Origin of the sequence: uncultured Formosa sp. (genome assembly GCF_947500765.1) — a bacterium.
Classification (GTDB): Bacteria; Bacteroidota; Bacteroidia; order Flavobacteriales; family Flavobacteriaceae; genus Formosa.
In genome coordinates this window covers 111,609-135,612 of sequence record NZ_CANMTH010000009.1, presented here as the reverse complement: position 1 = coordinate 135,612, position 24,004 = coordinate 111,609, and the positions used below count along the sequence as shown (strand labels likewise).

At 31.8% G+C, this 24,004-nt stretch carries 28 protein-coding genes; 18 read left to right on the top strand and 10 right to left on the bottom strand.

Going from position 1 to position 24,004, the window contains the following annotated elements; all coding sequences use genetic code 11:
• Window positions 1-3 precede the first annotated feature (3 nt).
• A complete protein-coding gene (locus Q1B05_RS15125; protein WP_299781795.1) occupies window positions 4-207 on the top strand; it encodes a hypothetical protein in 204 nt (67 codons plus the stop codon).
• A 211-nt stretch (window positions 208-418) separates the two neighbouring features.
• Window positions 419-1,372 carry a thioredoxin-disulfide reductase gene (gene trxB / locus Q1B05_RS15120; protein WP_299781794.1) on the top strand — a complete coding sequence of 318 codons (954 nt, stop codon included), beginning with the start codon at window positions 419-421 and terminating at the stop codon, window positions 1,370-1,372.
• 168 nt (window positions 1,373-1,540) lie between these two features.
• Here trxB and Q1B05_RS15115 read toward each other — a convergent pair whose 3' ends face one another.
• The 4 genes from Q1B05_RS15115 to Q1B05_RS15100 form a co-directional block, all read right to left on the bottom strand.
• A complete protein-coding gene (locus Q1B05_RS15115; RefSeq protein WP_299781793.1) occupies window positions 1,541-3,313 on the bottom strand; it encodes a PspC domain-containing protein in 1,773 nt (590 codons plus the stop codon).
• Window positions 3,306-3,650 (bottom strand): PadR family transcriptional regulator, encoded by a 345-nt coding sequence (locus Q1B05_RS15110; protein ID WP_299781792.1) that lies wholly within the window; start codon window positions 3,648-3,650, stop codon window positions 3,306-3,308. The genes Q1B05_RS15115 and Q1B05_RS15110 overlap by 8 nt, the downstream gene beginning before the upstream one ends.
• A gap of 129 nt (window positions 3,651-3,779) precedes the next feature.
• Window positions 3,780-4,226: a DUF4870 domain-containing protein gene (locus Q1B05_RS15105; protein ID WP_299781791.1), complete on the bottom strand. Its 447-nt coding sequence runs from the start codon at window positions 4,224-4,226 to the stop codon at window positions 3,780-3,782.
• 25 nt (window positions 4,227-4,251) lie between these two features.
• A complete protein-coding gene (locus Q1B05_RS15100; RefSeq protein ID WP_299781790.1) occupies window positions 4,252-4,578 on the bottom strand; it encodes a hypothetical protein in 327 nt (108 codons plus the stop codon).
• 187 nt (window positions 4,579-4,765) lie between these two features.
• Here Q1B05_RS15100 and Q1B05_RS15095 point away from each other — a divergent pair, with 187 nt between their 5' ends.
• The 4 genes from Q1B05_RS15095 to Q1B05_RS15080 all read left to right on the top strand — a co-directional run bounded on the left by Q1B05_RS15095 (window position 4,766) and on the right by Q1B05_RS15080 (window position 7,621).
• The gene (locus tag Q1B05_RS15095; protein WP_299781789.1) at window positions 4,766-5,221 is read left to right on the top strand and encodes a DUF4442 domain-containing protein; all 456 of its coding nucleotides are present in this window, start codon (window positions 4,766-4,768) and stop codon (window positions 5,219-5,221) included.
• A gap of 238 nt (window positions 5,222-5,459) precedes the next feature.
• Window positions 5,460-6,350: a DUF6268 family outer membrane beta-barrel protein gene (locus Q1B05_RS15090; RefSeq protein WP_299781788.1), complete on the top strand. Its 891-nt coding sequence runs from the start codon at window positions 5,460-5,462 to the stop codon at window positions 6,348-6,350.
• 145 nt (window positions 6,351-6,495) lie between these two features.
• Window positions 6,496-7,293: a TIGR00266 family protein gene (locus Q1B05_RS15085; RefSeq protein ID WP_299781787.1), complete on the top strand. Its 798-nt coding sequence runs from the start codon at window positions 6,496-6,498 to the stop codon at window positions 7,291-7,293.
• Window positions 7,294-7,423: 130 nt separating this feature from the next.
• Window positions 7,424-7,621 (top strand): hypothetical protein, encoded by a 198-nt coding sequence (locus tag Q1B05_RS15080; RefSeq protein WP_299781786.1) that lies wholly within the window; start codon window positions 7,424-7,426, stop codon window positions 7,619-7,621.
• A gap of 67 nt (window positions 7,622-7,688) precedes the next feature.
• Here the strand turns inward: Q1B05_RS15080 and Q1B05_RS15075 are convergent, their stop codons facing one another.
• Complete coding sequence (locus Q1B05_RS15075) at window positions 7,689-8,639, bottom strand: LysR substrate-binding domain-containing protein (protein ID WP_299781785.1); 951 nt, start codon at window positions 8,637-8,639, stop codon at window positions 7,689-7,691.
• A 102-nt stretch (window positions 8,640-8,741) separates the two neighbouring features.
• Here Q1B05_RS15075 and Q1B05_RS15070 point away from each other — a divergent pair, with 102 nt between their 5' ends.
• Window positions 8,742-9,224: a Dps family protein gene (locus Q1B05_RS15070; RefSeq protein WP_299781784.1), complete on the top strand. Its 483-nt coding sequence runs from the start codon at window positions 8,742-8,744 to the stop codon at window positions 9,222-9,224.
• Window positions 9,225-9,319: 95 nt separating this feature from the next.
• A complete protein-coding gene (locus Q1B05_RS15065) occupies window positions 9,320-9,943 on the top strand; it encodes a trimeric intracellular cation channel family protein (protein ID WP_299781816.1) in 624 nt (207 codons plus the stop codon).
• Here the strand turns inward: Q1B05_RS15065 and Q1B05_RS15060 are convergent.
• On the bottom strand, window positions 9,933-10,646 hold the full coding sequence (locus Q1B05_RS15060; RefSeq protein WP_299781783.1) for a peptidylprolyl isomerase: 714 nt from the start codon (window positions 10,644-10,646) through the stop codon (window positions 9,933-9,935). The two genes, Q1B05_RS15065 and Q1B05_RS15060, sit on opposite strands and share 11 nt — an antisense overlap.
• A 2-nt stretch (window positions 10,647-10,648) precedes the next feature.
• Between Q1B05_RS15060 and Q1B05_RS15055 the strand changes: the two genes are divergently transcribed.
• Together Q1B05_RS15055 and Q1B05_RS15050 are read left to right on the top strand one after the other, a co-directional pair.
• Window positions 10,649-11,296 (top strand): CoA pyrophosphatase, encoded by a 648-nt coding sequence (locus Q1B05_RS15055; RefSeq protein ID WP_299781782.1) that lies wholly within the window; start codon window positions 10,649-10,651, stop codon window positions 11,294-11,296.
• Between the two features lie 41 nt (window positions 11,297-11,337).
• Window positions 11,338-12,135 carry a 1-acyl-sn-glycerol-3-phosphate acyltransferase gene (locus Q1B05_RS15050; RefSeq protein WP_299781781.1) on the top strand — a complete coding sequence of 266 codons (798 nt, stop codon included), beginning with the start codon at window positions 11,338-11,340 and terminating at the stop codon, window positions 12,133-12,135.
• Here Q1B05_RS15050 and Q1B05_RS15045 read toward each other — a convergent pair whose 3' ends face one another.
• Both Q1B05_RS15045 and Q1B05_RS15040 read right to left on the bottom strand, forming a co-directional pair.
• Window positions 12,136-12,780, bottom strand: a complete 645-nt coding sequence (locus Q1B05_RS15045) for a hypothetical protein (RefSeq protein ID WP_299781780.1) — start codon at window positions 12,778-12,780, stop codon at window positions 12,136-12,138.
• Between the two features lie 4 nt (window positions 12,781-12,784).
• Window positions 12,785-13,279, bottom strand: coding sequence for an RNA polymerase sigma factor (locus Q1B05_RS15040; protein ID WP_299781779.1), 495 nt, complete (start codon window positions 13,277-13,279; stop codon window positions 12,785-12,787).
• Between the two features lie 564 nt (window positions 13,280-13,843).
• Here Q1B05_RS15040 and Q1B05_RS15035 point away from each other — a divergent pair.
• The 5 genes from Q1B05_RS15035 (at window position 13,844) to Q1B05_RS15015 (ending at window position 19,302) form a co-directional block, all read left to right on the top strand.
• Window positions 13,844-16,006 carry a TonB-dependent receptor gene (locus Q1B05_RS15035; RefSeq protein ID WP_299781778.1) on the top strand — a complete coding sequence of 721 codons (2,163 nt, stop codon included), beginning with the start codon at window positions 13,844-13,846 and terminating at the stop codon, window positions 16,004-16,006.
• Between the two features lie 128 nt (window positions 16,007-16,134).
• Window positions 16,135-16,755: a hypothetical protein gene (locus Q1B05_RS15030; RefSeq protein WP_299781777.1), complete on the top strand. Its 621-nt coding sequence runs from the start codon at window positions 16,135-16,137 to the stop codon at window positions 16,753-16,755.
• Window positions 16,756-16,775: 20 nt separating this feature from the next.
• Window positions 16,776-18,110, top strand: a complete 1,335-nt coding sequence (locus Q1B05_RS15025) for a 2TM domain-containing protein (protein WP_299781776.1) — start codon at window positions 16,776-16,778, stop codon at window positions 18,108-18,110.
• Window positions 18,110-18,424: a 2TM domain-containing protein gene (locus tag Q1B05_RS15020; protein ID WP_299781775.1), complete on the top strand. Its 315-nt coding sequence runs from the start codon at window positions 18,110-18,112 to the stop codon at window positions 18,422-18,424. The genes Q1B05_RS15025 and Q1B05_RS15020 overlap by 1 nt, the downstream gene beginning before the upstream one ends.
• 122 nt (window positions 18,425-18,546) lie before the next feature.
• On the top strand, window positions 18,547-19,302 hold the full coding sequence (locus Q1B05_RS15015; protein WP_299781774.1) for a LytTR family DNA-binding domain-containing protein: 756 nt from the start codon (window positions 18,547-18,549) through the stop codon (window positions 19,300-19,302).
• Window positions 19,303-19,318: 16 nt separating this feature from the next.
• On the opposite strand, the gene Q1B05_RS15010 is transcribed toward Q1B05_RS15015, so the two are convergent.
• On the bottom strand, window positions 19,319-20,503 hold the full coding sequence (locus Q1B05_RS15010; RefSeq protein ID WP_299781773.1) for an LETM1-related biofilm-associated protein: 1,185 nt from the start codon (window positions 20,501-20,503) through the stop codon (window positions 19,319-19,321).
• 149 nt (window positions 20,504-20,652) lie between these two features.
• On the opposite strand from Q1B05_RS15010, the gene Q1B05_RS15005 reads away from it, so the two are divergent.
• The 3 genes from Q1B05_RS15005 (at window position 20,653) to Q1B05_RS14995 (ending at window position 23,248) form a co-directional block, all read left to right on the top strand.
• Entirely contained in the window at window positions 20,653-21,300 is a 648-nt protein-coding gene (locus Q1B05_RS15005; protein ID WP_299781772.1) for a DUF4331 family protein, read from the top strand.
• 25 nt (window positions 21,301-21,325) lie between these two features.
• Window positions 21,326-21,886: a DUF4331 family protein gene (locus Q1B05_RS15000; protein WP_299781771.1), complete on the top strand. Its 561-nt coding sequence runs from the start codon at window positions 21,326-21,328 to the stop codon at window positions 21,884-21,886.
• A gap of 66 nt (window positions 21,887-21,952) precedes the next feature.
• Window positions 21,953-23,248: a cell surface protein gene (locus tag Q1B05_RS14995; RefSeq protein ID WP_299781770.1), complete on the top strand. Its 1,296-nt coding sequence runs from the start codon at window positions 21,953-21,955 to the stop codon at window positions 23,246-23,248.
• A gap of 129 nt (window positions 23,249-23,377) precedes the next feature.
• Here Q1B05_RS14995 and Q1B05_RS14990 read toward each other — a convergent pair whose 3' ends face one another.
• The gene (locus tag Q1B05_RS14990; protein WP_299781769.1) at window positions 23,378-23,629 is read right to left on the bottom strand and encodes a hypothetical protein; all 252 of its coding nucleotides are present in this window, start codon (window positions 23,627-23,629) and stop codon (window positions 23,378-23,380) included.
• Window positions 23,630-24,004 lie beyond the last annotated feature (375 nt).

The following is a 24,004-nucleotide window of genomic DNA, read 5'->3' as shown; positions in this document are numbered from 1 at the left end:
CTTATGAAAAAAGAATTTACAAATTTTGACGAGATTAAACAGGAATTGAAACGTTTGGATTTAGAACGCCAAATAGCATGGGAAGAAATGAAAAGTTTAAAGGGAGATGTTCAGGAAGATTTAAAACCTTTAAATTGGGTGCATACAGCTCTTAATTACACAGGTAAAATAGGTTCTTTACTATTTATGAAGAAACTGTTTAAATAAAATATAATCAGCTATATGGTATAAAAATACTCTTCAATATATAACTTATAACCTAATAGTTAAAGCATTAATCTTTATTATTAGGTTTTTTGTTTTTAATAATAGTGCACATATCAATAATTTCTATTAGTTTATAATAACTTTTAATAACTTAAACGGTAAGGATTGTTCCAAAAATTCTACTTTTGTTATAATAAAATAATAAGAAGATATGTCTGATACTATTGAGAAAGTAAAATGCCTTATAGTGGGGTCTGGTCCTGCAGGATATACTGCGGCTATTTATGCTGCCAGAGCGAATATGTTTCCTGTATTATATCAAGGAATGCAACCTGGAGGTCAATTAACGACAACCAACGAAGTCGAAAACTTTCCTGGATATCCAGAAGGAATTACAGGACCTGATATGATGATTCAGTTACAAGATCAAGCAAAACGTTTTGGTACAGATATTCGTGATGGTTGGGTAACTAAAGTAGATTTTTCTGGAGATGTACATAAAATTTGGGTTAACGAAACTCAAGAAATTCATGCCGAAACGGTAATTATTTCTACAGGTGCTTCTGCTAAATATTTAGGTTTACCTTCAGAACAAAAATATCTTCAATTAGGAGGAGGTGTATCTGCTTGTGCTGTTTGTGATGGATTTTTCTATAGAAATCAAGAAGTTGTTCTTGTAGGTGCTGGAGATTCTGCGTGTGAAGAAGCTCATTACTTATCTAAATTATGTAAAAAAGTAACCATGTTAGTAAGACGAGACGAGTTTAGAGCGTCTAAAATTATGGCTAATCGTGTTAAAAATACAGAGAATATAGAAATCCTTTTTAATTCTGAAACAGAAGAGGTTTTAGGAGACGGACAAGTGGTTACAGGTGTTATGGTTAAAAATAACCAAACAAATGCACTTACCGAAGTGCCTGCAACAGGATTTTTTGTAGCTATTGGGCACAAACCTAACACCGATATTTTTAAAGATTATTTAGATTTAGATGAAACTGGATATATTATAAATAAACCAGGAAGTTCTAAAACAAATGTAGAAGGTGTATTTGTATCTGGAGATGCTGCAGATCATGTATACAGACAAGCAATTACTGCTGCTGGAACAGGATGTATGGCTGCTTTAGATGCAGAACGTTATTTAGCGGCAAAAGAAGAAGCTTAAAGCTTATAAAGACTTTATTTATAAACGAAAACCCAAACATATATATGTTTGGGTTTTCTTTTTACTTATTTTATGTGATTTCTAACACAGTATATCGAGTATTAGAGCGGTAATAAATATGGTTAAAGATTGCATACTAGTGTTTTTTTTTATTGAAGAATTTTTAGTTTAATTATCGTCGTCTGTCGTAATATTAATACCATTTTCATCAATATTAACATTAACCTCGCTACTCTGTGCTTTAACACCAGTGTTTCCAATCTGTATATCTACTTCGTCGTTTTTAATCTTAACACCATCACTATTAATTTTTAAGGAACCATTTCCGTTATTAATATTTAAATCGATCAAATCTTCGTGGTCATCTTCTTCTATATCATCACAATTTAAACATTCAATTGCATCGTTTAATATTTTAACGGTGTGATTTGCATTATCATAACTTATAATATTATCGGGTGATCTTTTATGATTTAAAAAAGTACGGGTGTTTTTATTGAAATTTATATAGGTACCTTCTGGTAAAAATATTATAATTTGAACATTTTGCTCTCTATATTTATTTTTGTAATCGGTTAATAAATAGTTATCTAATAGTAATTCATTATTGTTTATGCTGTAATTATAGATGATTTTTTCAGCCCGATCTTTAGCGTCTAAATAATTCTGACCTTTAGATTCTTTTTCAATCTGAATGGTTGCAACACTATCTTTCGTAGAACGAATATCAATATTTACATCTCTACTAAAAATCATTTTTTGATCTGATTCATCATATACAATCTGAAAATCGTTACTTCTATTCATACGGCGATTAAACTTACTTTTTCTTACCATTTTAATATGTAAGGTGTCTTGCGTATTAAAAAGCAACGTTTCTTTTTGCGTTACCATAGAATCTAAAGCATGGTCTGAAGCTTGTTTTACAGCAATAGTAATTAATCCAATTAACGAAATAAGCCAAATTCCTAAAAGAGTAAACTTAGCAACCTTTCCAATAGATTTAAGATTGTTTATTAATATCTTGAGTCCTAAATAAAGCACGAAAAAGAACGGAATTCCTACAGAGAAAAACACCATTAATGAACCAAGCCAAAGGGGTAATCCTGTTGTGTTAACAGCATCAGGATAGTCCATCCACCATGGGTGAAAAAATGATGAGCTTCCTAAAGAAATTAAGCTAATTAGTAAACCAAAAATGGTAACGGCTCCTATAACAATTAAAATGATACCTATAAATTTCGCGAATAACTTCAGGATAAACATAAAGATGTCTCCTATGGTGTCAAAAAAAGATTTAGAAGAAGATTTTACTTTGCTACCATATTTTTCGTAATCCACGTTTTTTACGGTATCAGAAACATCCTCGAATCCTTTTTTAATTTTTTTTTCGATGTTACTAATATTAACAGGCTCCCCTGTCATAGTTAGTTTTTCTGCAGTTGTTAAGGCTTCAGGAACTAAAATCCAGAATAACACATATATTAAAATAAAAGTTCCAACAGACCCCAATGATAGTAATACCCATATTAAGCGTATCCAAATAGCGTCTATACCTAAGTAATGCCCCATTCCAGAAGCGACACCACCAATGTAGGAGTTGCTTGTATCTCTATATAATTTTTTAACCGATTTGGAACGTGGTTTAGCTATAGGTTCGTCTTCAAAAATTTCGTCGTCTACTAAGTAATCTTCAGGTTGCCCCATAATAGAAATAACATCTTCTACTTCATTAGAGCTAATCACTTGCTTGTCGTGTTTAACACGTTCACTAAATAATTCAGCAATACGCGCTTCAATATCAGCAAGGATTTCAGAACGGCCTTGAGAATCTGTAAACGAGCGTTTTATAGCGTCAAGATAGCGTTGTAACTTTTGGTAAGCATCTTCATCGATATGAAAGAATGTACCTGCTAAATTTATATTAACTGTTTTATTCATTGCTGTTGTTTTTTTTGCTTGTTACTAAGTTTACTGCGTTTTGTAGTTCACTCCATGTGGTGTTTAATTCGCCTAGAAATAACTTTCCGGTCTCGGTTAATCCGTAATATTTACGTGGTGGTCCCGAGGTAGATTCTTCCCAGCGGTAATTAAGAAGTCCTGCATTTTTAAGTCGTGTAAGCAACGGATAAATGGTGCCTTCTACAACTAACATTTTAGCGTCTTTTAAGGTCTTTAAAATTTCTGCAACGTAAGCGTCATCGTCTTTTAATACAGATAAGATGCAGTATTCTAAAACACCTTTGCGCATTTGTGCTTTTGTGTTTTCTATTTTCATCTGCTTCTGTATATTAAGGTGTGTTTAATACACTGTGTTCGACTAAATGGATTTAAAATTATTCGAGTCATGTTTTAATGCATTTTAAATTTAAACTGTTCATTTTTTGATTGGATTGATGATGATTAATTATTTGATAAAATGAATGGTAAACGGATACTGGTATTCTTCACCGTCTTTCGCTTTTAAACTGGCTCTAATTATTAACGCCAATTCAATTATAAAACCAATAACAGCAAGTCCTCCTAAAGCACCTCCTAAATATAACAAAGGAGAAGGTTTACTTAGATTGATGTGAATACTATCGAAGAGATTAAAATCGATAATATTTAAACCATTAAAGATATTGAACATAAAAAAGGGTACGCTTATTATACCTAGGATAACTGTGTACAATAAAATACTAATCTGAAAATTAATAGCTTCTTTACCATGTCTATCTATAAAAGTAGACTTGTCTTTGTTTACAATCCATAAAACAATGGGAGCAATAAAGTTTCCTAAAGGAAAAATGAATCTTGAAAAAGTAGATAGATGAATACATGTAGCTATATTTTTTTGGTGGTTGTCTAGCATTGTTTTTAGTTTAATTAGTGATACATTAATACATTTTGTATGATTCAGAATCGGTTGTTTTGAAAATAATATTGTTGGTTTCGTTTTTAAAAATTAGTTCACCAGTTTTCGTTTTAAATGTTTTCATTTCATTTTTTGCAGTAAACTTTTTAATGGTTTTTGCCATATCACGCTTTTCTTGCACACTGTAATTATTAAATTTTGGGTCGGTTATAAAAATCTGTAAGTTTATATTATCAGCATCTTCATTAATATGAATATTTATTTTATTCGTGTTGTATTCACTTGTTATACTTTGTTTTAAATTAAATATGAATGATAAATTATCATTTGATTTTGAACAATTCATCATAGAAATGAAACTTAATAGTATAAAACTTAAAACGATTTTTTCATTTTACAAAAGTATATAATAGTTGTTTATGCAAATATATGTTTAAAAAAAGGTATTATGCAAAACATAGTAGTGTAATTTAACATATTATTAACAAATTGAAATTCCGAATATTTTCGATATTTTTACCTAAATAAACAAACTTATGACACTTACACCTTCAAAACTAAATAGCTTTTTAATATTTAAATTACCAGCAGCTTACATATGTGGCGTACGTTCTAAATACATAGATAAAGACAAGAGTATCGTTACAGTTAAGCATAGATGGATTAATCAAAATCCATTTAAATCTATGTTTTGGGCAGTGCAAGGTATGGCAGCCGAATTAACAACTGGAGCTTTAATGATCTCGGAGATAAATAATAGTGGTAAAAAAATATCGATGTTGGTATTAAGTAATACCGCTAGTTTTACAAAAAAAGCAACCGGACGTATAACTTTTGTTTGTGATGAAGGTTATAAAGTTAAAGAAGCTATTGAAAAAACAATATCTACAGGAGATGGACAAACGGTTTGGATGAAGTCTGTAGGGACTAATGAAGACGGTGTAGAGGTGTCTACTTTTAATTTTGAGTGGACTGTTCGCGTAAAAAGTTAATTAAAACCATTTCACGATATACTTATACAATTCATAACCTTAAATTTATAGGTTTTATAAGGGTTTACAGGGATAACTATAGTAATTTGGTTGGTCGATAGAATAGCCTATTTACTCTATGTATTATTCCTAAGTATCTATTTTGATTGATTAGACTTCATATTTTAAACACTTTTGATATCTAGAATGGAATGAAACCATTCTTAAAATTTAGTTTTATTAAAAGTAAAGTTGTTTTATGAAGAAAATATTGATTCTTTTATTATTGTTAGGGGCTAAAATGTCTTATGCCCAAGAAACAGATGGTATTTATGTAAACTCGGAATTTTTTCCAAGTTACGATGTAGGTAGTGTAAATAAATTAGAAGCAGGTTTAAATTACCCTGTTATAAACACAAGTAAAGAAAAATTCACTATCGGAGGGAAGGTTCAGAGTATTAGTTATAATTATGTAGATGAAGATGTCCCTTTTGAAACAGACGAAATCGAAGATTTTAAGTCTTTTAGTCTTAAATTTAAATATCAACGTAGCTTAAGCGATAGCTGGGCTTTAAACGTAATGGGAGAATCTCAGATTTCATCAAATTTTGGAGAGAACGAAATAAAAGACGATGATATTTTCTTTAACGCTTTAGTCACATTAGAGAAGTATAGTGAAGCACACAATTCTATATGGACTTTTGGTGCTGCATACAATATTAAATATGGTCTGTATTACCCAATACCAGTATTGTCTTATACCAAAAGATTAGATGAGTCTTGGGCCTATAAAATAGGAGTGCCAGATATGCGTGTTAAATGGACATTGTCAGAAAATCACGAATTTGAAGGATTTGCAACATTATCTGGATTTACAGGAAATATAAATGATGGAGTAGATGTTTATAAAATTGAATATTCAGGAACCTTAAGACAAACCAGTGTTTTACTTGGTTTAGGGTATAATTATACCTTCTGGAAGAATTTTAAAGCGACAGTAAACGGAGGATATTCAGTATACAATACGCTACAAATTCAAGATTATGATAACGAAGAGGTATATGATTTTGATATGCCAAATAGCTTTTATTTTAATGTAGGAGTAAAATATCAGTTTAAGAATAAAACAAGTGTAAAGTCTTTGTATTAAAGCGTTTTATGAGCTAAATAATCTAAATGTTGAATTTATGTCTCATAAACCTCAATAAGTTGTGTATTATAAAAGTTAGATCATATTTTGTAACAAAATGTTTTATTCATCAACATATATGTGTAACCTTAAAAATTGAGATATTATGAATGCACACGAAATAGATTATCATATTTATGGTGAAGAAATGCAATATGTAGAGATAGAGCTCGACCAGAATGAAGGCGTAATAGCAGAAGCTGGTAGTTTTATGATGATGCATGAAGGCATAAAAATGGAAACCATATTTGGAGATGGCTCAACCCAAAACGAAGGCTTTTTAGATTCTATCTTTGGAGCGGGAAAGCGATTACTTACAGGAGAGAGTTTATTTATGACTGCTTTTTATAATACTTTAAATGAAAAACGTTCGGTGTCTTTCGCATCGCCTTATCCAGGAAAAATATTAGCCGTGGATTTGAAACAATTTGGAGGAAAAGTAATTTGCCAGAAAGATGCATTCTTATGTGCCGCAAAAGGTGTGAGTGTAGGTATCGAGTTTTCTAAACGTTTAGGAAGAGGCTTGTTTGGAGGCGAAGGCTTTATCATGCAAAAGTTAGAAGGAGACGGTATGGCTTTTGTTCATGCAGGAGGAACATTGGCAACTAAAGTCTTAAAACCCGGAGAGAAATTACGAGTAGATACTGGATGTATTGTAGGATTTACAAAAGATGTAGATTACGATATTGAGTTTATTGGAGGTATAAAAAATACCGTTTTTGGTGGCGAAGGCTTGTTTTTTGCAACACTTACTGGGCCAGGAACAGTTTATGTGCAGTCTTTACCATTTAGCCGTTTAGCAGGACGAATTCTTTCTGCTTTACCTAAAGGAAATAATAAAAAAGGTGAAGGTAGCGTGCTTGGTGGATTGGGAGATTTATTGAGTGGAGATAATAGGTTTTAACAAATTTATTTGCATTTTGGGTTTTTATTAAGATTTAAATCTCTATTTTTAATAAAAATTAAAACGTTATAGTTGCCTATTAAACAAATCTACTTTTTATTAAAAATTACTAAACCTAAATAAAATTACTATGGCTAGAGCAATGTTCGAGTATACTAAAACTATACTTAATAAAGTTAGTTTTGATACGTCGTTGTTTTGTAAAGAAGTACAGAAAGCCCTTCAAAGATTATTGCCTTACGAAATTGAAGAGCTCAAGATTTTTATAGAATCTATGGTACAACAAAATCCCGATTTAGATAAATGCTTGGTTTATTTAAAAGCATAAAAAAAAGCAACTAGAAATAGTTGCTTTTTTTGTGCTTAATATATTATAGGCTTATAATTAGTAATAATTATACAGCTTTCTTTTTAGGCAAAGGACTCACAATTTTTACATTTTGAAATGCTATAGCACCTCTAACAATTCCGGAAATTACAGATTGTAATGCTTCAATAATTTGCATTTTTAATTCACTTTTATGGTAAATTAAACTCACTTCTCTAGCAGGAGATGGTTCTTTAAAATGTTTTAAGTGGTGTTGTGCGTTTGGGTTTAAATCTAAAGTATGTAAATATGGTAATAATGTCATGCCAAGTCCTTCGTTAGAGAGTTTTATTAGCGTTTCAATACTACCACTTTCAAGCTGAAAATTAGTATCATTGTTGGCTTTAAAAGATTTACATATATTTAATACACCTTCTCTAAAACAATGGCCATCTTCTAATAAAAGCATATCGTCTACATCTAAATCTTCAGGAATAATATTTTCAGATTTATATAATCTATGGTTTTCAGGAACGTAACCAATAAATGGTTCGTAATATAAAACACGTTCTTTTATAAGTTCAGATTCTAAAGGTGTTACTGCAATAGCTGCATCTAAATGTCCTTCGTTTAATCGTGCTATAATTTCTTCAGTAGTAATCTCTTCAATTATAAGTTTAACCTTTGGATGTTTTTTTATAAATGTATTTAAAAACATTGGTAAAAGCGTAGGCATAACCGTTGGTATAATACCCAATCTAAATTCGCCTCCAATAAACCCTTTTTGTTGGTCTACAATATCTTGAATTCTATAAGATTCGTTTACAATATTTTTTGCTTGATGTACAATTTTTCTACCAATCTCAGTCAATTCGATTGGTTTTTTACCACGATCAAAAATCAGAATATCTAATTCATCTTCTAATTTTTGTATTTGCATACTTAACGTAGGTTGTGTAACAAAACATTTCTCTGCTGCTTTAGTAAAATTCTGGTTTTCGGCAACAGCCAAAACGTAATATAGTTGTGTTATCGTCATGGTATAAATTTAGACTATAAAACTATAAAATCATTCAATAAGATTAATTATTAAATCTATTAATTATAGAGTAAATTTGTTTAAATATAAAAAACATAAATTATGGAACTTAATATATTAGGATTAGACTCTAAGAAAACTAAAGATTTAGCAACAGATTTAAATAGTTTATTAGCAAATTTTCAAACATATTATCAAAATTTACGAGGAATTCACTGGAATATAAAAGGAAAGCAGTTCTTCGAATTACATGTTAAGTTCGAAGAGTTATATACAGATGCAAACCTTAAGGTTGATGAAATTGCAGAACGTGTATTAACGTTAGGAGAAACACCTTTACATACGTTTAGTGACTATACAAATCATGCAAAAGTACCAGTTGGTAAAAACGTGTCAGACGATGTAAAAGCAGTTCAACTTATAGTTGATTCTTTATCTATACTTTTAAAAATTGAAAGAGATATTTTAGATAAATCTGATAAAGCTGGAGATGAAGGAACAAACTCAATGATGAGCGATTTTATTACAGAACAAGAAAAAACAATTTGGATGATGAAAGCGTGGTTAGGACAAACTACAGTTTAATTTATTCGTAATAAATAATTTAAAACCCTTTAAATATTTATTTAAAGGGTTTTTTTATGCTTCAGATTATAAATACAGTTATTAAACCGTACAATATGTTTTATATTATAGATATTTTAGGAACCATTTCGTTTGCTATTTCTGGCGTTTTAGTCGCGTTAAACAAACGTATGGATGCGTTCGGGATTATAATTATTGCTTTTGTAACAGCAACAGGAGGAGGGATGCTTAGGGATATTCTTATAGGAAATACACCTGTGTCTTGGATGAAGAATATGACTTATGTGTACGTTATTGTAGCGACTACAATTTTAGCTGTTATTATAAAAAGAAAGATAGACTATTTAAAAACACCAATGTTTTTGTTCGATACCATTGGGATTGGCTTGTATACACTTGTTGGGATACAAAAAGGTATTAATTTACATTTGCACCCTATTATCTGTATCTCTTTAGGAACTATGACGGCTTGTTTTGGAGGTGTTTTACGGGATATTTTATGTAATCAGATTCCTGTAATTTTTAGAAAAGAAATTTATGCTACAGCTTGTATTTTAGGTGGTATTTCTTTTTTCTTGTTACGTAAATTACATTTAGAAAGTAATCTAATTTATTTAATTTCTGGTGTTATTATAATTGCGATAAGATTATTGGCTGTGCGTTTTAAAATTAGCTTACCTAATGTTTATAAAGATGAGGTTGATGAGGTTAATTTATAATCTCAACTTTTTGAATATAAACATTGTGTAATGGCCATTCGGCATTATCGGTTTCTACGTTCGATATTTTATCAACCACATCCATACCACGTATTACTTTTCCAAAAATAGTATAACTTCCATCTAAATGGTGAGCCCCTCCAGCGGCTTGTACAATAAAGAACTCGTAGGGAGAAGCTAGCTTATATGGGTTTTCAATATCACTGCTTGGCATAGAAATAACACCTCTGTCGTGCTTAAACCCACGTTTTGCATCTGTAGGTAAAAGGTATTTTCCAATATTTACACGGCGTTTTCCAATATCAGGATCATCGCTACTACCTCCTTGAATAATAAAGTTTTTTACAACTCTATAAAACTGTGTATTATTGAAATAACCTTGTTTAGTTAAGTAGATAAAGTTGGCACGATGGAATTTTGTTTCATTAAAAAGTAATATATCTATAGTGCCATATTCTGTAGTAATCCTAACTTTATTCTCTTTATGTATTTTTTCGTACTCAAGGAAAAACTCCATAGCATTGTCGTCTGTAAGTACGGGAAACTCACGTTTATCTTCAATAATTTTCTTAATAGTGTCTTTTTCTGAAGTCTTTTTTGCAAATGTTTCTATTGCAGGTTTTGTTACATTATTTTTTTTAGATTTCGTATCTTCACAATTAAATAGTAGAAAGAATATACAACAGTAGACTAAGAATTTCATAAATGAATTTTGATGATTTTATAAAGTTAAGATCAAAAATAGAAAATATACCGCTTCCAGCCGAAGCATCTCAATTTAAAATGTCTCCGCCTTTTAGAGAAGGATTGATAGACGACAATAATATTAAGATGAAAACAGCTAGAAAAGCAGCAGTTATGGCTCTGTTTTATCCTAATAAAGTACATGAAACCATGTTGGTTTTAATTTTACGAAACACATATAAAGGTGTGCATTCTGCTCAAATCGGATTTCCTGGAGGAAAGGTCGAGCCAGAAGACTATTCTCTTAAAACAGCAGCTATTCGAGAGACATTTGAAGAAGTTGGTGTGCCAGAAAATAATATAGATGTTTGGCGAAAAATTACAAATATATACATTCCGCCTAGTCATTTTATTGTGCAACCGTTTATAGGAATAGTCGAAAAAACACCAAATTTTTTAAAGCAAGATGCCGAAGTCGACGCTATAATAGAAGTTCCGTTGGTAGAGTTTTTAAGCGATAAAAATGTGGTGACTAAAAGAGTAACAACATCTTACGCTACAAATGTAGATGTTCCTGCTTTTGTTTTACAAGGATATATCGTCTGGGGAGCAACTGCTATGATGTTGAGTGAAGTAAAAGACATTTTAAAAGAGGTGCAATATCTTTGAGTTTTCCCTACATTTGTGAATTATAAAAAACTGCAAAAATCATGGGATTGTTGAAACGAAATCCTTTCGGACATATACTTTTATTCAAAAAATGGATTATTAGATTTTTAGGAATTCTAACGCATAGACGTTTTAGAGGGTTTAATGAACTTCAAATTGAAGGCTCAGAAATCCTTAAAGATTTGCCAGATCAGAATGTACTGTTTATATCTAATCACCAAACTTATTTTGCAGATGTTGTCGCAATGTTTCACGTGTTTAATGCCAGTTTGAGTGGGAGAGAAGATTCTATAAAGAACATTGGTTACATTTGGCATCCAAAACTTAATTTGTATTATGTCGCAGCAAAAGAGACTATGAAAGCTGGTTTGTTACCTAAAATATTTGCTTATGCAGGTTCTATTAGTATTGAGCGTACATGGAGATCGGAAGGAAAAGATGTAAATAGACAAGTTAAAATGAGTGATATTTCTAGTATTGCTAAAGCGCTTAAAGATGGCTGGGTAATTACTTTCCCTCAAGGTACAACAACACCATTTAAACCTATTAGAAAAGGTACAGCTCACATTATAAAACGTTACGAACCTATTGTTATTCCTGTTGTTATAGATGGTTTTAGACGGTCTTTCGATAAAAAAGGGTTACGTGTTAAGAAAAAGAATATTCTTCAATCTATGGAGATTAAAGCACCTTTACAGATCGATTATAAGAATGATACTATTGATGATATTGTTGAAAAGATTGAATACTCTATAGAGCAACACCCGTCGTTCTTAAAAGTGCTTACTAAACAACAAATTCAAGATATAGAAGATTTAAACACGAAAAGAGGATTTTAATTATAAATCCATTCGCTTTAATTCCTTATAGTTTTTATTTAAACGTTTTAGAAGTATGCCATAAATAAGGGCGTAGAAGCCTAATAGAATAGTTATGGTAATAGTTAAAATACCAGCCGTAATTAATATTATTTTAGAATAAAACATAAAGATATGTCCGCTAGCTGCCGCTTCGTGTACACGAGCTTCTAGGTGAGTATCTTGATTAAATTCTATTAATACAACCACTACAGTAGATACTACAACAAAGACTAAATTAAATCCTACATACTGTTTAACGGTACGTCTTGTGTTTAAAATATTTTCCATTAACTTTTTGGCATTATCTGTTGTCGAAATTTTCTTATAGTTTTTATAAAACAAATAGAAAAAGTAGCAAAGCACAATGTAGCCTAGCACAGTTAACACGTTTAATACCGTTTCAGAGTCGGTTCCTTTAAGGCGTTTCATGCTTTCGTTATCCTTTATGCCAAAGGAGATAATAGTCCAAAATAAGAACTCTAATATGCTTATTATAAAAATCCATTTCACGGTAGACGAGGATTTCTTTAAAAGCATTTTATATATGTCATTATAAGACAACTTAGGAAAATTCTGATTCTCTTCCTTATTCCAGTCTTTTTTTAAAATATCTAATTCATCCATAGATTTACGGATTTAAAATGGTTCTCAGTTTTGTTTTCACGCGATTCATCTTCACTCTAGCGTTCACTTCGCTAATTCCCATTGTTTCACTAATTTCTCTGTAATTCTTATCTTCTAAATACAAGAAGACAAGTGCTTTTTCAATGTCGTTTAGTTGTTTTACGGCACTGTAAAGTAATTTCAATTGCTGCTCTTCTGTGTCGTCATAATCTTCTGCTTTTATTCTAAACTGTACAGCATCGAAATCTTGTGTTGTTACTCTTCGTTTCGACTTTCTGTATAGTGTTATAGCAGTGTTTAATCCTATACGATACATCCAAGTACTAAACTTTGCATCGCCACGAAACTTAGGATATGCTTTCCATAGTTGAATGGTGATTTCTTGAAATAAATCGTTGTGCGCATCATAGTCGTTAGTGTACAGACGACACACTTTATGGACTATATTTTGATGCCTTTCAAGCAATGCTATAAAGCTATGTTCTTGTTCTTTATTCAAGGAAAAAGGTTAGTTAAGATATTAGTGTCTTTTATGTAGAAATTGTTACAATCGATTTTGTTTTCTGCTTAAAGAAAGCTTGTTTATCCATCTTCTTTAATGTCTAAATTATATGCAAATTGAAAAGAAAACTACTCAATATTAAATTTGCAAACCTTAATGTATAACTTGTTTTAGTGTTAGATTTGTTGTTTTGGTTGGGTGTTTTAATTTTCTGGTAATTAGTTTATTAAGTTGTGGTTATAGATAAATCTTATAGTGCTTCTTTATGCGTTTTTATATTTATGAAATAAGATATTTTAAAGATGCAAAAAATAAATGAACTGTAGGCATTTCAGTTATTAAAAAAATGTTTTTTTCAGTATTCATTAATATGCTTTATTGAGTTGAAATTAGATTTTAATTTTATTTATTAGTTAAATAGATTGTGTTTTTAGGATTTGATTTTACTATAAATAAGTGATTATCTCAATTCATCTTTAAAAAACAACAGTTGAGTTTTCTTTAGTTTTAAAACCTTGTATTCTGTTTCATTTTTGTAGTGCTAATTAAAACAATTAAAACATGAAACGATTACAACTGCTCTTGAATCTAGTTTGCTTATTAACTATAAATGTTGGGTTTTCGCAAACATTAATTTCTGGTCGCATTATAGATGCTAAACAGAATCCTATCGCGGGTGCTAATGTGTATTTAGAAGGATCTTACGATGGCGGAACAAGCGATGCATCGGGAATATTTAGTTTTAAAACGACTGAAACAGGCACTCAAGTTCTTATTGTATCGTTTATAAGCTTCGAAACCTACCGTAAAGCAGGAGATGTTTACAATTTTCAAGATGTTGAAATAAAATTGCGTGAAGATGTAAATACTTTAGATGCTGTAGTGCTTTCGGCAGGAACGTTTTCTGCGGGCGACAATAGTAAAGTCAATGCCTTGTCGTCTTTAGATGTGGTAACTACCGCTAGTGCTATGGGCGATTTTGTAGGTGCTTTGCAAACGTTGCCAGGAACCACAACCGTTGCCGAAGATGGACGATTGTTTGTAAGAGGTGGAGAAGCTAACGAAACACAGATTTTTATTGATGGTATTCGCGTCTTTACACCTTACACACCAACGGCTAATAACGTGCCAACACGTGGGCGATATTCGCCGTTTTTGTTCGATGGTATTACCTTTTCAACAGGTGGATATTCTGCCGAATACGGTCAGGCCTTGTCTAGCGTGTTATTGTTAAACACCATTGATGAACCGGAACAAAACAAAACAGATATAGGATTAATGTCGGTTGGAGGCGCTCTAGGGCATACCAAAAAGTGGGAAAAAAGTGCGCTGAGTGTTAATGCATCTTATATGAATTTAGGGCCGTATATCTCGTTGTTTCCAGGGAGAAACGATTGGGAAAAACCATATCAGAGTTTCTCTGGAGAAGCTGTGTTTCGCAAAAAAATGAATAAAGGGCTGTTTAAATTGTATACGGCTTACGAGCTTAGTGACTTTGAGTTAACTCAAGAGCATATCGATTATGAAGATGGCGTTAATTATAAACTGAATAACAAAAACCTATATGTAAACACGTCGTATCAAGGAAAATTGAATGCCAATTGGTCTGTATTTGCAGGTGGGAGTTATACCAATAACAAATCAGATATACATATTGAATCGGATGAAGTCGATAATTTAGAACATGCAATGCACGCCAAAGTAGCCTTGAAATATCGTTTCAATAATCGGTTTAAATTAAACTTTGGAGCTGAGCAATTTTTCTCCAATTTCGATGAATCGTTTAAGGTGTTTAATGCAAATTCGGAGTCGTATGGATTTGATAATTCTATCTCCGCATCCTTTGTAGAGGCTGATATGATTTTTACAAAAAAGTTAGCTTTAAAAGCAGGATTACGCGGAGAATATAGTGCGCTTTTTAAGACATTCGATGTGGCACCTCGTGTATCTTTAGCTTATAAGGTAGCATCTAGAAGTCAGGTATCTTTAGCTTACGGTTCCTTTTATCAGAATCCTAATAATAATATTTTAAAATTTAATCAAGATGTTGATTCAGAAGAATCTAGTCATTATCTATTAAACTATCAGTTAAATGGAGAGGGGCTTCTCTTTCGTGCAGAAGCTTACTTTAAAGACTATCGTAATTTAATAAAGTACGATACCGAATATGCGAGTTATAATAGCGTGTTTACCAATAATGGCTCTGGTTACGCCAAAGGATTCGATTTGTTTTTTAGAGATGATAAAACACTTAGAAATTTCGACTATTGGGTGAGTTATTCCTACTTAGATACGGAACGCGATTATCAGAATTATCCAATAGCAGCACAACCTAATTTTGCCAATACACATAACTTTTCTGTAGTAGGAAAATATTGGGTAGACGATTGGAAAAGTCAGATTGGTTTTAGTTACAGTTTGGCTTCTGGACGTACTTACACCAATCCAAATGAAACGGGTTTTTTAAACAATAAAACCAAAGCATATAACAATTTAAGTCTGAATTGGGCTTATTTAATTAGTCCGCAAAAAATTCTGTATCTATCAGTAAATAATGTGCTCGATTTTAAGAATGTTAATGGTTATCAATATGCCAGTACCCCAAATAGTAATGGCGTTTATAATAAAAGAGCCTTAACACCAGCTAGCGATCAGTTCTTTTTTGTAGGCTTCTTTTGGACGATTAGCGATAACGGCACAGATAATCAATTAGATAATTTATAGGAGTTTTATTTTGAAATGATGGCATCTTACGGTTCATCATACAAAAACTACAGTTCGGTATTTCGTTTTTTAGAAACCAAGACGTTACATAGATATTTGCTTTATAATAATTAATCAACCAAAATAATATGAAACATTTAATTCTTTTAGTCGTGCTTTTAGTGAATACAGTAACTAATGCACAATCCAATTTTGAAACCGGTATGCAAAAGGCTTTTGCGTTATGGCAAGACAATAAACAAGCAGAAGCAGAACAACTTTTCGAGCGTATTGCATCTGCCGAACCCGACCAATGGTTACCTAATTACTACGTGGCTCAATTAAACAGCTTAAAGAGTTGGACGGAGAAAGATGCAACGGTGCTTAAAGCTAATTTAGACAAGGCACAGGAGTATTTAAACACCGCAAAAGGTATAAGTCCTAATAATGCCGATATCATGGTGTTACAAGCTCAAATTTACACCAATTGGGTAGCGTTCGATGGCATGACTTACGGGATGAAATATTCTGCTAAAATTACAGAATTGTATAATAAAGCATATGCATTGGCTCCAGAAAATCCAATGGTGGTCTTAGGGAAAGCAGAATGGGGTATGGGAAGTGCAAAGTATTTCGGACAAGACACGGCTCCGTTTTGTAAGGATATAGCGCATGCATTAGAACTTTTTGTTAACTTTAAACCGGAATCTGCATTTCATCCTAAATGGGGAGAAGCACGAGCTAAGCACGTGTTAGCATCATGTAAATAATTAGAACGAGGACTTTGAATATGATTAAATCAGTAAAAAGTATAGCGATTACATTTGCAATAGGCTGTGTGGTGTACCTTATCGGGAATTTATGGTTTAGCGGATTTAATTATAATTCGGTTAACGATTTCTTTATAGATTTTATATTCTACCAACTGTATGCTTTTGTATTAGGATATTCAAACATGGCTTTTTTCGATTACTTATCTAAACGCCCATGGAAACCTAATCAGCATATCGTAAGAGTCTTAACGGGGTTTGTTGGAGCATCTCTAATTACTATAGCTGGTCTTTTTATCATTCACGGATTTACCAAAATGGTGTATCAAGATGCTACGTTTAGTGAGTTTGTAGCAACCGAAAGGGTTTCAGATTACATTTTTGGGTTTTGGATGACGATTAGCATTGTTATCGTATTTCATCTAGTGTATTATTACAATGCGTACCAGCAAAATAAACTTAAAGAACAAAAGGTTATTGCAGGAACTGCAAGTGCACAATTCGAGAGTTTAAAAAATCAAATCGATCCGCATTTTTTATTCAACAGTCTAAACGTGTTAACGTCTTTAATTGAAGAAAACCCAGATAGCGCACAACGTTTTACAGTGTCTTTATCTAAAATTTACCGCTATGTATTAGAGCAAAAAGATAAAGAATTAGTGACAGTCGAAGAAGAATTGAAGTTTGCAAAAACGTATATGAATTTGCTTAAAATGCGATTCGAAAACAGCATCGTTTTTCACTTACCAGAAAACTACGACAACCCTGAAGCTAAAGTGGTGCCTTTGTCCTTGCAGTTGTTGTTAGAAAACACCATAAAACACAATACGGTAAGCGAGCAAAAACCATTAGAAATTAACATAACCATAGAAGACAATGTCTTGGTTGTGAAGAATAATTTACAAAAGAAAGAGGTTTTACAAACCAGAAAAGGCGTAGGGTTACAGAATATTGTAAATCGCTACGGCATATTAACTAACAGAAAAGTATTGATAGACGAAACCGAAACGTATTTCGCAGTTAAATTACCAATACTTACAAAACGCATTACAACAATGGAACAAATAAAACATAATTATAACGAGCAAGAGGCATATAATCGTGCAAAGAAACGCGTAGAAGAAATTAAAGGGTTTTACGGGAACTTAGTATCATACTGTGTTGTCATTCCGTTTTTAATATTTATTAATTATCAAACTTTCTGGGGACATCAATGGTTTTGGTACCCGATGTTAGGATGGGGAATGGGGCTTATAATTCACGGGTTTTCTGTATTTGGTTATGGAAAATCTTGGGAAGAGCGTAAGATAGAATCTATTTTAAAGGAAGAAAAACAACAAAAAAACTGGAACTAATGGACAATTCACACTTTGAACAAGAACGCTACGAACGCGCAAAAAAACGAGTAAGACGTATTAGTGGTTTTTATAGACATACTTTAATATATATAGTTGTTAACCTCGTACTTGTGTTAATAAATATTAAAAATTTGGATCCAGGAGAAAGCTATTTCCAATGGAAAAATTTTATAACCTTAGGCTCTTGGGGAATTGGCCTACTAGCTCATGGTGTGTCTGTATTTTTACCAACACTGGTAATTGGTAAAAATTGGGAAGACGATAAGATTAAAGAGCTTATGGAAAAAGAACGGAACCATAAATGGGAATAATTTGGGCGTGTTTTTCCGCTAAGGCTCCAAAACCGCGCTTTCCGCGCTACACGGTAGCTTGCTCCAATCCCTCACGCAGTACCAATTAGCATACAGTTTAATATTAGAAGTTTTAATCCCTTATGAAAGTTATTATAATAGAAGACGAAAAACCATCGGCAAGACGCCTGCAACGTATGGTTAATCAACTAAGTTTAGAGGTAGATGTGCTGTTGCATTCTGTAGAAGAATCGATACTATGGTTTCAAAATAATGAACATCCGGAACTTATCTTTTTAGATATACAATTAAGCGACGGTTTATCGTTCGAGATTTTTGAAAGCGTTAACATAGAATCGGCCATAATATTTACAACAGCGTACGACGAATATGCTCTTAAAGCTTTTAAATTAAATAGTATCGATTACTTGCTTAAGCCTATAGACGAAGATGATTTGGAATTAGCTGTTGAAAAGTTTAAAACCCGAATCCCAAAACAAGAACAAGTGGTTTTAGATTTTAACGAAATTAAAAATCTGCTAGTAAACCCGTTAGACCGCACCTATAAAAAACGGTTCTCGGTACAAGTTGGTCAGCATTTAAAACTGATTAATAGTGACGATGTCGAGTGTTTTTATAGTGAAAACAAAGGGACGTACCTTCATACAAATTCAGGTAGAAACTATCTTTTAAACTCAACTTTAGACCAATTAGAACAAGAATTAGAGCCCAATGCATTTTACAGAATAAATAGAAAATTTATTGTAAATATTAATGCCATTCACGATATGGTAAACTATACCAATTCACGATTGGAAATTAAACTAAACTCGTATAAAGACGATCAGGTTATTGTTGCTAGAGAACGTGTGAAATCGTTTAAAGACTGGTTAGAATAGTCTTTTAGAACCACATTTAATCCTCGTGTTCATCTTCAATACGGTTATCATCAAAAGCCGATGGCAACAGTTTAGGAATAAACTTAATCACGATAGGTAGTAAAATAGCGCCTCCAGGAAGTAAAAATATGGCTAAACTGGGTATGCTTTTAAAAATATCTAAAAGCTGTTCGTTTACCTTTTTGCGTTCTAGAGGTGTTAAATCCCGAACGGTAGATTTTGACAATAAAATCATTAATTCTTTACTATCTCGTAATTCTCTCAATAACCGATTACTGTTTCTCATAATTAATTTACTCACCATTTGAGAAGATCGATTGTAAAAACTTTTTACAACATTCTTCGCACTTAATAATGGTATTTCATCACGATTGGCATTAAAAAACAGGTTAATAGAATTTAGAGATTCATTCCGTTCTTTATCATTAATAAGAAGAGATATACTTAAATTTTCTAGAAATTTTGCTTCGGCAGGTTCAATCCAAGAGTCACTCCATGCCGCCATACATGCAATATCTAAATAGTATAAATTATGTTTTAGTGTTTTTGCATTTTGTATTGCTTCTGCATAAGTTAATTCACCAATTTGTTCGTAACGTAAAGACGATTGAAACAATTCAATTAAACTCTTATCATAATCACTCTTTTCAGATTTTAAATTTAAAGCTTCTATAACAATAGTAATTATAGTGGATTCTAAAATCTCTAAATACGATTTTGAAATCGATTTTGTTTCTAAGAAGTGGTCGTAAGCAATAATATCTATATACAACAATACATTAGTAATGTAATGATTGAAGTTTTTAGTAATAACGTTTTCATGTATCTGAATACGCTTATGCATTATTTTTTCTACTAATACTTCAGCAGAATCTCTTCCTAAAAGGTCTCCTAAAAAAGACGTTTTGTTTTCGTTTATAGCCGTGTAAAAATCAATTATACTTTCAAAAAGATCTGTTTCGGTACCGCTAGTTTTATGTGTGTTTATAAACGCAATACATAAATTCACCTTACATAATTCTTCTTCAGTAAGATCTTCGTTAATAATATAGTCGTTTACAACTTTAATGTTGTAACCATAAATGAACCCCGAATTTCGGAACGCCTTATAAAAGTCGTAATCTGTAGGATTGTCTAATAAGGTTTGGTTGGATAGTTCTTTAATTAGTTTTTTTATCCAGCCATTAGCCGATGGATTCATAGCATTTAGTCTTAGTCTTACAAATGTAGTTTTTAAAGGTTAAAAATTCAATTTTTTTACATTAACATAATTTTAACAAAACCGCTACTTTCTTTTTCTCGTAGGTATGTGTGAGAGTCAAATAAATCATTAACTAAATCTCAATTATTATGAAAACAATGAAAATTATTTTAGGAATCGGAGCTTTATCAATAGCAGGTTTCTTTATGGTAGCAGCCGATCATATCGATGCTCCAGCAGTAAAAGGAGGAACAAGCGATATTACAGATTTCTATGCCTTTCAAGGTAAAAATACAGACAATATAGTGTTTGTTGCTAATGTACAAGGGTTATTAAGTCCTGCAGCTTCTAGCGACGCTATGTTTGACGAGAGTACTTTAATTGAAATTAACATCGATACTAATGATGATAAAATTGAAGACTACGTTATTCAAGCTATTCCTCGCGACGGAGTAATGTATTTCTTTGGTCCCGTTAAACCAACAACAACAGGTTTAAGTAGTACTATTGAAACGACAGCAACAACTTCTATGGTAGATATTTCTGCTTACGGCGGAACTGCTATTATAGAGAATAGCAACGACATGAAGTTTTTTGCAGGACCAAGAGACGATCCGTTTTTCATGGATTTTGCACAATTCTCTGAAATTATCGCAGGAAATGCTACAAGTTTTAACGAAGTAGGAAGCGACACTTTTGCAGGAACTAACGTAATGTCTGTAGTGGTAGAAGTACCAAAAAGCTTGATTGGTGGTTCAGGTACAATAAATACTTGGGTAGAATCTAAAACAAAATAATAATTAACCATTTAAAAATACACTTATGAAAACTTTAAAATATACACTTTTAGCAGTGGGCGTTTCTTTATTAGCCTTTAATTGTTCAAGCGACGACGATAATAACATGATTATAGATCCGGTTGAACCTGATTTTACAGGAACTTATATGCAAGCGGATCAAATGGGTAGACCAGCCATAAATACTGTATTTGTGTCATCTGCATCTAAAGACGACTTTAACGTAACTATTCCTTCAGAGCAAGGTGCAGCATATCAAACTATGTTTCAAAACAATCTAGAAAGTTTAAGTCCAGCTTACGCTATGGAAGGCGATACAAATGCATTAGGATTAGATGCTACTACATTTACAAGTGTACTTGCAACAGATGTCCTAACGGTGTCTTTAGACGGTACAACTACATTTTACGATGGTACAAATGTATTAACAGGAAGAGCATTGGCAGACGATGTGATTACTGTAGAATTGTTATTAATTTTTGGTGGAGAAGATTTTACCGAAAATCCAGGACTATCTGATGATAATGTAGATGCCAACGATAAAGCATTTTTAAGTTCATTTCCTTACTTAGCTTCTGCTTGGTAATTTAAACTAAACACTAGGGTAACACGCTATTTGCCCTAGTGTTTTAAAAATAAAAACACTCACATCATGAAAACTACACAACATTTTACTCTTTTGGTATTCGCATTACTTTGTTTTAGTTGTAATACCAAAACATCAAAAAAAATAGCTCAGACGAGCGATTATAATTGCTACGTAGAAGTAGAAGACCAAAAGTCGCTGTCTTCAATAGAAGCCGATTATGCATTTTGGGACGACAAATTGAACGAAAACCCAAATCAGTTTCCTTATTTATTGAAGAAAGCTGCGTCTTTGTCTTCTATGTTTAAAATTACAGGGAATATTGATTATTTAATTGAAGCAGAAGTCGACTTGGTTGAAGCAAATACACGTACACATTATGGTAACTCTGGAATATTAAGAGCCTTGTCTAGAAATTACATTTCGCAACATCGTTTTAAAGAAGCGTTAAGTTTACTTAAAAAAGCAGAAGTTAAAGGGGAACATTTAAAAGGGACACAAAACATGCTTTTCGATGTGTATTTAGAATTAGGTAATATAACCGAAGCTAAAAAATATTTAATCAAAATTCAGGATTTTAACGATTTTGACTATGTCATTCGGTTAGCTAAATGGCAGGACCATGAAGGGAATTTAGACGGGGCCATCAAGTATATGGAGAACGCTCTAAAAATAGCAGAATCTTCTAATAATTCAAATACAAAACAATGGATTTATACCAATATAGCAGATTATTACGGTCATAATGGTCAGATAGAAAAATCATATCAATATTATTTAAAGACTTTAGAATTAGATCCCTCAGATGCGTATTCAAAAAAAGGTATTGCTTGGATTGTATATTCAAACGATAAAAACCCGGAAGAAGCCATGCGTATTTTAAATAAAGTTACAGAATCTCATAAAACTCCAGATTATGAGCTGTTTAAAGCAGAAATTGCTGAATTTATGGGAGACGATTTCTCTAAAACGAAGTATTTAAATTCGTATTTAAAAGCAGTAGATGATAAGAAATATGGTGATATGTATAATGCATATAATACATTAGTATATACAGACGATTTACAGCGTTTTAATTCTGCATTGAAATTAGCAGAACGCGAAGTTGAAAACAGGCCAACACCGCATTCTTACGATTTATTAGCGTGGAGTTATTATAAAAAAGGAGAGTCTAAAAAAGCCTTAAACATTATTGAAACACATGTTAAAGGTAAAAGTTTCGAGCCTTTAATATTATTGCATGTCGCTCAAATTTACAAAGACAATGGTAAAATAGAAGAAGCTAATGTTTTGAAAAAAGAATTACTAACAGCATCTTACGAACTAGGACCTGTTAATATTCAACGTATTAAAAATATTTAAAATATATATAATTTTTTGTTGGTGGTTTTTATTGAGTGAAAGCGTTTGTTAGTAAAATAACAGACGCTTTTTGTGTTTATATGTATGATTATTATTTCATGAAGAAGGTAAATGTGTTTTAAGAGTGAGTCATTTTAATTTTGGATAATATAATAAACTGAATGCTTCATTAATACAATTAATATCAATGAGATTGCTTACAGTTTCTATCTTATGTGTTTCTCTATTCGCTTTCCATACTTTTTTAATACTCTGAATATATAAGCTGTCTGTTTTATCAACAATTGAAATAAGATTGATATTATTGTCTTTATCAAATTCAGAATACCCAATGGTAATAAGTTCAGATGTACTAAGATTTTTAATTATTAATGTATCCAACACTTTATAAATTCTACTGTTAAGGGAGTCTCGAGAAATACTGTTAAAAAAGATTAATTGTTGATTTGATTACGTAAATGTAGAATGCTATACTCGGGGTCGAAAAATTTGTTATCGTAAAAAGACGTATCGCTTATTTTAGTATAATCAATAAAAGCATTTAGTTATTTGAAATTTTTGAAAGCCATTCCAATTATAGAATTATTCTTTTATCGGTTTTGTTGTTATAACTTATTAATAGAAGTAATATTGAGATGAAAAGTAGGTATTTTTTCATAATCGTTTGCTTTATAAGTTATAATATCAAACTAAGAATTGTTTCATTATGATTGGATTACTAAGTAAAAATGCTCATGATTAAGATATATATCTTAA

Coding starts and splice junctions, on each gene's coding strand:
- Q1B05_RS15125 (WP_299781795.1), top strand. CDS start 4: ATGAAAAAAGAATTTACAAATTTTGACGAGATTAAACAGGAATTGAAA.
- trxB (WP_299781794.1), top strand. CDS start 419: ATGTCTGATACTATTGAGAAAGTAAAATGCCTTATAGTGGGGTCTGGT.
- Q1B05_RS15115 (WP_299781793.1), bottom strand. CDS start 3,313: ATGAATAAAACAGTTAATATAAATTTAGCAGGTACATTCTTTCATATC.
- Q1B05_RS15110 (WP_299781792.1), bottom strand. CDS start 3,650: ATGAAAATAGAAAACACAAAAGCACAAATGCGCAAAGGTGTTTTAGAA.
- Q1B05_RS15105 (WP_299781791.1), bottom strand. CDS start 4,226: ATGCTAGACAACCACCAAAAAAATATAGCTACATGTATTCATCTATCT.
- Q1B05_RS15100 (WP_299781790.1), bottom strand. CDS start 4,578: ATGATGAATTGTTCAAAATCAAATGATAATTTATCATTCATATTTAAT.
- Q1B05_RS15095 (WP_299781789.1), top strand. CDS start 4,766: ATGACACTTACACCTTCAAAACTAAATAGCTTTTTAATATTTAAATTA.
- Q1B05_RS15090 (WP_299781788.1), top strand. CDS start 5,460: ATGAAGAAAATATTGATTCTTTTATTATTGTTAGGGGCTAAAATGTCT.
- Q1B05_RS15085 (WP_299781787.1), top strand. CDS start 6,496: ATGAATGCACACGAAATAGATTATCATATTTATGGTGAAGAAATGCAA.
- Q1B05_RS15080 (WP_299781786.1), top strand. CDS start 7,424: ATGGCTAGAGCAATGTTCGAGTATACTAAAACTATACTTAATAAAGTT.
- Q1B05_RS15075 (WP_299781785.1), bottom strand. CDS start 8,639: ATGACGATAACACAACTATATTACGTTTTGGCTGTTGCCGAAAACCAG.
- Q1B05_RS15070 (WP_299781784.1), top strand. CDS start 8,742: ATGGAACTTAATATATTAGGATTAGACTCTAAGAAAACTAAAGATTTA.
- Q1B05_RS15065 (WP_299781816.1), top strand. CDS start 9,320: ATGTTTTATATTATAGATATTTTAGGAACCATTTCGTTTGCTATTTCT.
- Q1B05_RS15060 (WP_299781783.1), bottom strand. CDS start 10,646: ATGAAATTCTTAGTCTACTGTTGTATATTCTTTCTACTATTTAATTGT.
- Q1B05_RS15055 (WP_299781782.1), top strand. CDS start 10,649: ATGAATTTTGATGATTTTATAAAGTTAAGATCAAAAATAGAAAATATA.
- Q1B05_RS15050 (WP_299781781.1), top strand. CDS start 11,338: ATGGGATTGTTGAAACGAAATCCTTTCGGACATATACTTTTATTCAAA.
- Q1B05_RS15045 (WP_299781780.1), bottom strand. CDS start 12,780: ATGGATGAATTAGATATTTTAAAAAAAGACTGGAATAAGGAAGAGAAT.
- Q1B05_RS15035 (WP_299781778.1), top strand. CDS start 13,844: ATGAAACGATTACAACTGCTCTTGAATCTAGTTTGCTTATTAACTATA.
- Q1B05_RS15030 (WP_299781777.1), top strand. CDS start 16,135: ATGAAACATTTAATTCTTTTAGTCGTGCTTTTAGTGAATACAGTAACT.
- Q1B05_RS15025 (WP_299781776.1), top strand. CDS start 16,776: ATGATTAAATCAGTAAAAAGTATAGCGATTACATTTGCAATAGGCTGT.
- Q1B05_RS15020 (WP_299781775.1), top strand. CDS start 18,110: ATGGACAATTCACACTTTGAACAAGAACGCTACGAACGCGCAAAAAAA.
- Q1B05_RS15015 (WP_299781774.1), top strand. CDS start 18,547: ATGAAAGTTATTATAATAGAAGACGAAAAACCATCGGCAAGACGCCTG.
- Q1B05_RS15010 (WP_299781773.1), bottom strand. CDS start 20,503: ATGAATCCATCGGCTAATGGCTGGATAAAAAAACTAATTAAAGAACTA.
- Q1B05_RS15005 (WP_299781772.1), top strand. CDS start 20,653: ATGAAAACAATGAAAATTATTTTAGGAATCGGAGCTTTATCAATAGCA.
- Q1B05_RS15000 (WP_299781771.1), top strand. CDS start 21,326: ATGAAAACTTTAAAATATACACTTTTAGCAGTGGGCGTTTCTTTATTA.
- Q1B05_RS14995 (WP_299781770.1), top strand. CDS start 21,953: ATGAAAACTACACAACATTTTACTCTTTTGGTATTCGCATTACTTTGT.